General features: G+C 56.3%; 3 protein-coding genes and 1 pseudogene. 2 read left to right on the top strand and 2 right to left on the bottom strand.

The annotated features are described in order from the left end of the window. Nucleotides 1-64: 64 nt before the first annotated feature. On the bottom strand, nucleotides 65-490 hold the full coding sequence (gene fur / locus ABWO67_RS19235; RefSeq protein ID WP_353154946.1) for a ferric iron uptake transcriptional regulator: 426 nt from the start codon (nucleotides 488-490) through the stop codon (nucleotides 65-67). A 150-nt stretch (nucleotides 491-640) separates the two neighbouring features. On the opposite strand from fur, the pseudogene ABWO67_RS19355 reads away from it, so the two are divergent. Next, nucleotides 641-1010, top strand: a pseudogene (locus tag ABWO67_RS19355) (outer membrane protein assembly factor BamE); the annotation flags it as partial. 292 nt (nucleotides 1011-1302) lie between these two features. Further along, entirely contained in the window at nucleotides 1303-2094 is a 792-nt protein-coding gene (gene dapB, locus ABWO67_RS19245; RefSeq protein WP_353154954.1) for a 4-hydroxy-tetrahydrodipicolinate reductase, read from the top strand. On the opposite strand, the gene murB is transcribed toward dapB, so the two are convergent. After that, a complete protein-coding gene (gene murB / locus ABWO67_RS19250) occupies nucleotides 2083-3147 on the bottom strand; it encodes a UDP-N-acetylmuramate dehydrogenase (RefSeq protein ID WP_353154952.1) in 1065 nt (354 codons plus the stop codon). The two genes, dapB and murB, sit on opposite strands and share 12 nt — an antisense overlap. Nucleotides 3148-3413 lie beyond the last annotated feature (266 nt).

Genomic DNA, 3413 nt, shown 5'->3' on the forward strand with positions numbered 1-3413 from the left:
GGCGAGGCCTGAATGGCTCGCTAAGCGAGCCCGGCACAAGTCAAATCAACACAAGGCCCAGCAGCTATTTAGCGTGCTTGGGCAAACATTCCGGACAAATGCCATACAACAGCATTGTGTGGGTATCTAGCTGAAAACCCTGATCCTTGGCCACCTTGTGTTGGCGCTTTTCGATTTCATGGTCGGTAAATTCAACTACCTTGCCGCAATTGGTGCAGATCAAGTGATCATGGTGGTCGCCATCGTTGAGCTCGAACACCGCCTTGCCGCCGTCGAATTGGCTGCGCACCAAAATACCCGCCTGCTCAAACTGCGTAAGCACGCGATAAACAGTTGCCAAGCCTATGTCGACATCCTCGGCGATCAAGGCCCGATAGACATCCTCGGCGCTTTGATGGCGCAGATCGGCCCTTCTAAAAATATCAAGAATCTTGAGGCGCGGGAACGTAGCCTTCAAGCCCATATTTTTCAATTCACTTTGGTCATTCATAGCTAAAATGTCTCTGGCGAAAACGGTGACAGTCGGGCGCAAGCGGGGTTGCCATACGCCTAACTCTGACTAACGCTATTATGCGTTTATTCTTAAACCTTTATGATAACGGTTTATTCGATCTGAATATAACAGGGGCCCTTTGTACTGATGACTGCAAAATCGATATTTCCAACGCTTCGAGCCGGTGTGGCGGCAAGCGTCCTGGCTGTGGCGCTTGCCGCCTGCGGCTCGACCAATTGGGGCTTCCCATACCGGCCCGATGTGCAGCAGGGTAACTGGATCACTTCGGAACAGGTGGCCCAGCTGCAACATGGCATGACACGAGAGCAAGTCCGCTTCATTTTGGGCACGCCTACGCTGCAGGATATTTTTCGCACCAACCGCTGGGACTATCCCTACTATAACAAGCCTGGCTACGGAAAGGAGCAAGAGCGCAAATTTACCGTCTGGTTTGAAGGCGATAGCCTGGTACGGTGGGAAGGCGACGAGCAGCCCAACAGGCAGCCATTTCAAAAAGCGGATACTGGCGTAAGCGAAGACGACGCCCTGGAAGGCACGATCAGCAGCGATGACAGCGCTACGTCAACGCCCGCTACCGACGCCTCCGGCAACGCATTACCCGCACCGGTCGACACGGTTGCGCCAACAACGGACACCGCGCCTCCCGACGATACTCCTGACACCGCTCCGCAAAACACTGCGCCACAACACCTGCGCATCTTGAATACCGGGGAACCGTTGCCCACCGATCCTGGTGTTCCGATGCCGGGCCGAAGCGGCGTCGAACCACTGCGCTAAGGGAAGAAATGATGCGTATAGCTATAGCAGGTGCAGACGGCCGCATGGGCCGCATGTTGATCGAAGCCGTTGTGGGTAGCCCCGACCTGAAGTTGGCCGTCGCGCTGGATCGCACTGGTTCCAGCGCTATCGGCCAGGATGCCGGCGCCTTCTTGGGGCAAGACACGGGCGTGCTCATTACCGATGATCTTGACGCATTGGCACAAGCCGACTGCCTGATCGACTTTACCCGTCCGGAAGGCACGCTAGTGCATTTACAAGCCTGCATCAAGCATGGCGTCAAATGCGTTATCGGCACGACGGGTTTTAGCGACGAAGGCAAACAAGCCATACAAGCCGCAGGCCAAAAAATTGCCGTAGTGTTCGCCCCCAACATGAGTGTAGGGGTCAATGCCACGCTAAGGCTGCTGGATATGGCCGCCCGCCTGCTTAACAGCGGTTACGACGTCGAAGTCTTCGAGGCCCACCACCGCAACAAGGTAGACGCGCCATCGGGCACGGCTCTGGCCATGGGCGAAACCGTGGCATCGGCATGGGGCAAAAATCTGGACGATATTGCCGACTGGGCGCGCCATGGCGAAACCGGCGCGCGTGAAACCGGCCATATCGGCTTTTCGGTAGTGCGCGGCGGCGACATCGTGGGCGACCACACTGTGTACTTTTGCGGCACAGGCGAGCGCATTGAAATCACTCATCGCTCAAGCAGCCGTGCGACGTACGCCCAAGGCAGCCTGCGCGCGGCCCGCTATCTGGCTCGCAAGGAATTCGGGCTTTTCGATATGCAGGATGTGCTAGCCACGTAAGTTATCGCCGGGGGTGCCCACAACGACTGGCTCTTGCTCAAGCTGCACACCAAAACGACTTGCGACATCGGCCCGTATGGAATCTGCCAACAACTTGATGTCTTGCGCCGTTGCACCGCCATGGTTCACCAGAACCAGCGCCTGGCGGTCATGCACCCCCACCGGCCCCATCCGGCGCCCTTTCCAGCCAGCCTGGTCGATTAGCCAGCCCGCCGCCAACTTATATGAACCATCGCCTTGCGGGTAAGCCACCACTTGCGGATTAGCTTTCCTGATGGACTCAAGCACGCCGGCCGTCACAATGGGATTCTTGAAAAAACTGCCTGCATTGCCCAGGACAGCGGGATCAGGCAATTTCTGTCGACGTATCTCGCAAATGGCATCGAATAGTTGCCGCGCGGTTGCAGACGCCCCGGCCTGCGCCAGCACAGGATGGCGCTGCAAGTCAGGATACCCCAGCACGGGCTGCCAGTGACGCGGCAAAGCAAACCGCACCTTCACGATCAGCCACCTGCCAGGCTCGGCCTGTTTGAAAAAACTATTGCGATACGAGAACTCGCAATCGCCGGCATCCATTTCCACGGCCTGCCCCTTGTGCAGATCCCAAGCCACCAGACTGTGGAAGCGCTGATCCAGCTCGACGCCATAAGCGCCGATATTCTGCACCGGCGCCGCCCCTACAGTGCCCGGGATCAAGGCCAGATTTTCCAGGCCGTTCCAGCCCCGCTCTACGCAGCCTTCCACAAAGTCGTGCCAGGTCTCTCCTGCGTGCGCTTCCACGATCACATGGCTATCCGTCTGGGCATATATACCGATGCCGCGCGACTCAACCTTCACGACTAGGCAATCGAGCGCAGGCGCCAGCACCACGTTGCTGCCTCCGCCCAACACAAACACGCTGGAATAACCGCGGACGGTATCGGAAAGCTCGGGCAGCTGGTCAGGCGACTGATAACGCAACAAGGCCTGCGCATGAGCCTGCAAACCCAGCGTATTAAGAGAAGTAAGATCTTGTTCGGAAATTGACAGCAAAATTAAGCCTGAAGTAAACATCGATTTGACAGACCATACCGCTTTCATGCTATTATTTTGGTCTTCGCTAAATGTTACTACGTTTTTGAAGGCGTATTAACAATGTAGCAAGCGGCAGGAACAACTGGTTAAGTAACGAATCAAACCGATTTGCACTAGTAGAAAAAACCAGTTATAATGCGAAGCTTCTTTCGGCGGGCACCAAACCCACCAACACCGAAAGCAAGGCAGTACAATGCGGGAGTAGCTCAGTTGGTAGAGCGCAACCTTGCCAAGGTTGAGGTCGC

Source organism: Pollutimonas bauzanensis, from assembly GCF_040393045.1.
Taxonomy (GTDB): Bacteria; Pseudomonadota; Gammaproteobacteria; order Burkholderiales; family Burkholderiaceae_B; genus Pollutimonas; species Pollutimonas bauzanensis_A.